At 71.4% G+C, this 6123-nt stretch carries 6 protein-coding genes and 3 tRNA genes; 4 read left to right on the forward strand and 5 right to left on the reverse strand.

Annotated features, from left to right (window positions below; translation table 11 throughout):
• Both ACFUJR_RS27265 and ACFUJR_RS27270 read right to left on the reverse strand, forming a co-directional pair.
• A partial coding sequence (locus tag ACFUJR_RS27265) for a DEAD/DEAH box helicase (protein WP_383450813.1) occupies positions 1–1924 on the reverse strand: 1924 nt, incomplete at its 3' end.
• A gap of 200 nt (positions 1925–2124) precedes the next feature.
• Positions 2125–2658: a hypothetical protein gene (locus ACFUJR_RS27270; RefSeq protein WP_383172608.1), complete on the reverse strand. Its 534-nt coding sequence runs from the start codon at positions 2656–2658 to the stop codon at positions 2125–2127.
• 458 nt (positions 2659–3116) lie between these two features.
• Between ACFUJR_RS27270 and ACFUJR_RS27275 the strand changes: the two genes are divergently transcribed.
• The 4 genes from ACFUJR_RS27275 to ACFUJR_RS27290 all read left to right on the forward strand — a co-directional run bounded on the left by ACFUJR_RS27275 (position 3117) and on the right by ACFUJR_RS27290 (position 4095).
• Entirely contained in the window at positions 3117–3467 is a 351-nt protein-coding gene (locus ACFUJR_RS27275; protein ID WP_383172607.1) for a metallopeptidase family protein, read from the forward strand.
• A gap of 346 nt (positions 3468–3813) precedes the next feature.
• Positions 3814–3886 (forward strand) — tRNA-Glu (locus ACFUJR_RS27280).
• Between the two features lie 39 nt (positions 3887–3925).
• Positions 3926–3999, forward strand: a tRNA-Asp gene (locus ACFUJR_RS27285).
• A 22-nt stretch (positions 4000–4021) separates the two neighbouring features.
• Positions 4022–4095 (forward strand) — tRNA-Phe (locus ACFUJR_RS27290).
• Between the two features lie 146 nt (positions 4096–4241).
• Here the strand turns inward: ACFUJR_RS27290 and ACFUJR_RS27295 are convergent.
• The 3 genes from ACFUJR_RS27295 to ACFUJR_RS27305 form a co-directional block, all read right to left on the reverse strand.
• Entirely contained in the window at positions 4242–5072 is an 831-nt protein-coding gene (locus ACFUJR_RS27295) for a cytochrome c biogenesis CcdA family protein (protein ID WP_383172605.1), read from the reverse strand.
• Positions 5069–5827: a DsbA family protein gene (locus ACFUJR_RS27300; RefSeq protein WP_383172604.1), complete on the reverse strand. Its 759-nt coding sequence runs from the start codon at positions 5825–5827 to the stop codon at positions 5069–5071. Before ACFUJR_RS27300 ends, ACFUJR_RS27295 begins: the two co-directional genes overlap by 4 nt.
• A 58-nt stretch (positions 5828–5885) precedes the next feature.
• Positions 5886–6123, reverse strand: a 238-nt coding sequence (locus tag ACFUJR_RS27305) for a hypothetical protein (protein ID WP_383450816.1), incomplete at its 5' end; no start/stop codon positions are given.

The following is a 6123-nucleotide window of genomic DNA, read 5'->3' on the forward strand; positions in this document are numbered from 1 at the left end:
GGTCGCCACGGTCGTTGTCACGACGGAAGCCACCGGACGGACGGTCGTTGTCACGACGCTCGAAGGAACGGCCGCCACGGTCGTCGCGGTTGAAGCCGCCCGAGGGACGGTCGTCACGACGGAAGCCGCCACGGTCGCCACGGTCGTTGTCACGGCGGAAGCCACCGGACGGACGGTCGTTGTCGCGGCGGAAGCCACCACCCCGGTTGTCGTCACGGCGGAAGCCACCACGGTCACCACCGCGGTCACCACCGCGGTCGTCACGACGGAAGCCGCCGCGGTCGCCGCGGTCTCCACCGCGGTCACGGCGCTCGTAGTTGCCCCGCTCGTCGCGGAACGCCGGGCGCTGCTCCTCGCGGCGCTCCTGGACCGGCTCGGACGCGACCACGGCCGCGGCGACCTCGGCCTCGGCGGCCTCCGTCACCTCGGCGACAGCGGCCTCCGGGTCCTCGCCCCGCTCACGCGCGGAACGGGCGACCAGACGGTCGGCCTCCTCGCGGAGCTCTGCGGCACGGCGCGTCAGACGCTCCAGCTGCTTGGTGAGGTCGGCGACCTCGCGCTCCGCCTGCTTGGCGGCGTTGTTCGCGGAGTCGGCCTGGACCTCGGTGAGCGAACGCGCACCGGTGATCTCGGCGACCTCCGGGTCGAACGCGCCCGCGCCGCCGACGATGTGACGCGAGGCGTCCACGCCCGCGTCCTCCATCAGGCGGAAGATCTGACGGCGCTGGTGCGGCAGGGCCAGGGACACCACGACGCCCGAACGGCCGGCACGGGCGGTACGGCCCGAGCGGTGCAGGTAGTCCTTGTGGTCGCCGGCCGGGTCCACGTTCAGGACCAGGTCGATGCCGTCGACGTGGATACCGCGGGCGGCGACGTCGGTGGCGACCAGCGCGTTGACGTAGCCGTCCTTGAAGTCGGCGAGCACGCGGGTACGGGCACCCTGCGTCATGCCGCCGTGCAGCGCGTCCGCCTTCACGCCCGCCTCGACGAGCTGCTCGGCGATGCGGTCCGCGCCCAGCTGGGTGCGGACGAAGATGATCGTGCGGCCCTTGCGGGCGGCGATCGCGGCCGTGACCGGCGCCTTGTCCTTCGGCTTCACGACGAGGACGTGGTGCGACATGGTCGTGACGTTGCCCTGGGCGCTGTCGACCTCGTGGCTGACCGGGTTGTTCAGGTAGCGCTTGACCAGCGTGCCGATCTCGTTCTCCATGGTGGCGGAGAAGAGCATGCGCTGGCCGCCCTGGGGAACCTGGTCGAGCAGCTCGGTGACCTCGGGCAGGAAGCCCAGGTCGGACATCTGGTCGGCCTCGTCGAGGACCGCGACCTGGACGTTCTCCAGCGAGCAGGCACCGCGGTTGATGATGTCGCGCAGACGGCCCGGGGTGGCGACGAGGATGTCGACGCCGCGCTCCAGGGCGTAGATCTGGTTGCCCATGGACGTACCGCCACAGACGACCTTGATCTTCAGGCCGAGCACGTCGCCGTACGGCTGGAGGGCGTCCGCGACCTGCATCGCGAGCTCACGGGTCGGGGTGAGGATGACCGCGCGGGGCTTCTTCTTCTCGGTGTGGCCGCCGGCCAGCTGGGCCAGCGTCGGCAGACCGAAGGAGAGGGTCTTGCCGGAGCCGGTACGGCCGCGGCCGAGGATGTCCTTGCCGGCCAGGGCGTCCGGGATGGTCGCCGCCTGGATCGGGAAGGGGGTGGTCACGCCGTTCTGCGCGAGCTTGCGCACGACGCCCTCGGGCAGGCCCAGGTCGGCGAAGGTGACGGTGGGCTCGGAGGACTCGGCCTCGGCGGCGTCCGAGGCCTCGGTGGCCTCGGTGACGTCGGACGCCTCGGTCTCGACGATCTCGGTGGCCTCTACGGCCTCGACGATCTCGTCGTTCTCGGGCAGGACGGCGTGGTCAGAACTGAAAATGGACATGCGAAATGCGAAACCTTCCGGAGTCTCGGCACGCGCCCGTCAACTCCGTGAAATTCGCAAATCGACCGCCTCAATGCGGTCCAGCCACGGCTAGGGAGAGTACGCGCCACGCGGCGCTCTTCTGTGTCGGCGCCGGGCAATGGGATCAAACGATCTACCACCATACGCACCCTCCCCCACCTATGGCAAACCGGACTCCGTCACACCGGTCCGACCTGCGGTGATGCCTCCGGCTCCGCCGGGCCTCCCGGCCCGTCCGCCGCCCTCATCGCACCCATGTGGGTGTCGGCCCCGGGGCTCGCGGTCGGCGAGCCGGAGGGGTCGGGCGTGGGCTCCGGGCTCGGGGTCGGGCTCGGCTCCTCGGTCGGTGTGGGCGAGGGGTCCGGGGGGTCCACCGGCGGGCTGGGCTCACCGGCCGGCTCGCTCGGCATACCCACGCCATCGCCGACCCCGCCGGGCACCTGGCCGCCCGGCTTCGGCGCGCTCCCGCCGCCCCCGCCCGTCGACGGGTCGGCGGGCGGTGTCCCGGAGGCCGACGGCGACCCGCTCGGCACCGGCGACTCCTCGCCCGCACCGTCCACATCGGGACCGCTCACCCCGGCCGCCTCCCGGCCCGTTCCGCCACGCCCGCCCGAGGAGACCCCGAGGCCGTCGCCGGACTCGGCCGCCACACCGTCCTGCTTTCCGGCGGACTTGCTCGGCGCCGGCTTCGCGCCCTCGTCACTCACACTCATGCAGCCGCTCAGACCGGCACAGGCGGCGACCGCCAACGCGGTGGCGGCCCATCTCACACGGTGGGGCAAATGGCGCACGGAGGGCACCTCCAGGACACAAAGGGCGGGAACGGCGGAAGGGCAGGCGGAAGAACGCGCCTGCCTTCCCAACTCCCTTCGCGCCGCAAGGGACACGCCCGCATGGCAACCACCTGCCGGCCGTCGGCCCCCGTCCGCACCGTCCGCACCGTCAGCCCCCGGCCGACGGCCGTACCGGCCAGCCGTAGCCCAGCGCGCGCATCCGCTCGTCGTCGCTGCCGAAGTGGTGTCGTGCACACTGGGCGGGGGGGGCTGCGGCGTGGGAACAGCCCCACGAGCAAGGGGGCGCTGGAGCGGTACAGCCAACCGCCGGAGTGACCGTTCGGGGCTTCTCGCGCCTCTCCTCCCTGGAAGTCGTGTCGCTCACGGAGAATGGCCGTGTGCTGGAGATGACGCGAGAAGCCTTCGAAGAGCTGGTGGCCGATGCCCTGGACACGATCCCGCCCGACCTGACGCGAATCATGGACAACGTGGCGGTCTTCGTGGAGGACGAGCCCCCGGCGGACGACCCCGAGCTTCTGGGGCTGTACGAGGGCACACCGCTCACGGAGCGGGGCGAGTGGTACGCGGGGGTTCTCCCGGACCGCATCTCGATCTACATGGGGCCGACGCTGCGCATGTGCGAGACCCCGGACGACGTGGTTCACGAGGTTGCCGTGACCGTGGTCCATGAGATCGCCCACCACTTCGGCATCGACGACGAGCGCCTTCACGAACTGGGCTGGGGCTGATCCCTGGCGGCCCGATCTCGTAGCCGGAGTCGGCTGAGGAGGGGATTCCTCACCTGAAGGCGTACGACGGGAAGTCGTGCACGCCGGTGATCTCGGCTCCTCGACATCGTCCGGTGCGGCTGTCCTCCACGAACACCGCGACGTTGTCCACCAGCCACGTCGGCTCCGGCGGGATCCGGTGCAGGGCTTCGGCGACAAGCTCCTCGAACTCCGAAGAACTCCGAAGGCGACATCTCCAGCACCCGGCCACCGTCCCCCCGGGCGAAACCGTTTTGGCGATAGCGGCCGGTATCCCATATGCTTCTCACGTCCCCGACGCGCTGAGAAGCGCCCAGGTGAGCCCCTAGCCCTCATCGTCTAGTGGCCCAGGACGCCGCCCTTTCAAGGCGGTAGCACGGGTTCGAATCCCGTTGGGGGCACGCAACATCCTGTGCGAGACTAGTGCTCGCGCATCGCAAGGTCCTGTGGAGCAGTTGGTTAGCTCGCCACCCTGTCAAGGTGGAGGTCGCGGGTTCAAGTCCCGTCAGGATCGCTGAGGCTGGAAACAGTCTCGTGGCTGGGTAGCTCAGTTGGTACGAGCGATCGCCTGAAAAGCGATAGGTCGCCGGTTCGACCCCGGCCCCAGCCACAAAGAGAAGGCCCCGTTCGAAAGAACGGGGCCTTCTTCGTGTCCCAGGCGTGTCCCAGGAGGCAGTGACGGCGGGGGGTCCGGTGTGCCCGGCCGCCTCGACCGGACACACCAGACACACCGGACACGCCGGGCGCCCCCGCCCCTCAGGCCGTGCTGCGCCGGCCGCGCCACCCCCGTACCGCGAGCACCACCGCCACCACCGCGACGACGACCACCAGCAGCGCCCAGTCGGGCACCGAACGGCCCAGCGACGCCACCCGCTCCTCCACCGCGAACGACTCGTCCACCGAGAGGAGACCCGGCAGCGCCGTCGTGCCGTCGAAGGCCAGGAAGAGCGTGCCGAGCAGCACGAAGAACAGCCCCGACAGCAGCGACGTCGTGTGGAGCTCGAAGCGGCCCACCCGGATCGCGCGCCCACGCAGCCAGCGGCGTCGGCCCAGCTCGTACCGCTCCCAGAGCAGCGCCAGCAGGAAGAGCGGCACCGCCATCCCGAGCGCGTACACCGCGAGCAGCAGACCGCCGTACGCCGGGCTGCCGCTGAGCGCCGCCACCGTCAGGACGCTGCCGAGGATCGGGCCCGCGCAGAAGCCGGCGAGACCGTAGACCAGGCCGAGGGCGTAGACGGAGACCGCCGTCGTGGGGCGGATCCGGCCACTGACCTCGGCCATACGGCGCGAGGCGAAACCCATCCCGAGGATCTGCAGGACGCCGAGGACGATGATCGTCCAGCCGCCGAGCGCCACGAGCAGATCCCGGTTCCCGTAGAAGAGCCGCCCGGCGAACGACCCGGCCGCGCCGAGCGGGACGAGCGTGGTGGCCAGACCGGCGTAGAAGATTCCGGTACGGGCGAGCAGCCGGCTCGTCGAGTCGATCGAGTACGCGAAGAAGGCCGGCAGCAGCAGGGCGCTGCACGGGCTCAGCAGGGCGAGGAGACCACCGAGGAACGCGGCCAGGTAGCCGATGCCGGAGGTCACTGCCCGGTCCTCGACTTCTCCGGGGCCTTCGAGGTGTTCGAGGTCTTCGCCGCCTTCGCCGCCGCTTCGATCGCCTCCGTGAAGGTCTCCATCGGCTGCGCGCCCGCGATCGGCCGGCCGTTGACCAGGAACGACGGGGTCGAGGTCGCGCCCAGCGAGTAGGCCTGCTCCTGGTCCCTGCTCACCGCCGCGCGGGCGGCGGCGCCGTCGGTGTCCTTCGCGAACCGCGCCAGGTCCGGGACGCCGGCCTCCTTGGCGAGCGCGTTCAGCCGCTCCGTGCCGAAGCCTTTCTCCTTGGCCCCTTCGGCGTACGCCGCCTTGTGGAACTCCCAGAACCGGCCCTGCTGCCCCGCCGCCCACGACGCGCGGGCCGCCGCCTCGGACTCCTCGCCGAAGATCGGGAAGTTCCGCCACTCGATGCGCAGGGTGCCGTTCTCGACGTACTTCTTCACCAGCTCGGGCTCGGTGTCGCGGGCGAACTTCCCGCAGTAGCCGCACTTGAAGTCGGCGTACTCGATCAGCACCACGGGCGCGTCGGCCCGCCCCTGGGCCAGCTTGTCGGAGGCGTCGCGGCGGGCGTAGGCCTCCAGCTCGGGGTAGACGCCGTTGCCCGGTTCGGCGGTGACGTCGGCGACGGCCGACGAACCCGAGGCGCCCCCGGACGCGGGCCTGGTGGCGGTGAACGAGACGAATCCGAGGAGCGCGGCGGCGAGGGCCACCCCGGAGACGATCATGATCGGCTTGGACTTGGACATGAGGAAAGGCTCCTGAACGTGCGGGAGAAGGGGACGGACGACGGCAGGGTCCGGCCCGCTACACGCGCAGGATCGACAGCTCCACCGGTGACGGCGGTACGAGCTCCGGTGGCTCGGGGCCCGGATGCAGCTCGCGTATCACCCGGTCGGCACCGCAGAAGCCGCCGGCCGCCCGCTCCCCGGCGAGCGTGGGCAGCAGCTCCCCGAAGCCGTTCGGGCGGGGAGGCGTGGCGGGCCGGGCGGCCCCGTCGGCGGTGTGGCTCTCGCCGCAGCCGGGCACCCGCCCGGACCCGGCC

The sequence above is a fragment of the Streptomyces sp. NPDC057271 genome, from assembly GCF_042668715.1.
Lineage (GTDB): Bacteria > Actinomycetota > Actinomycetes > Streptomycetales > Streptomycetaceae > Streptomyces.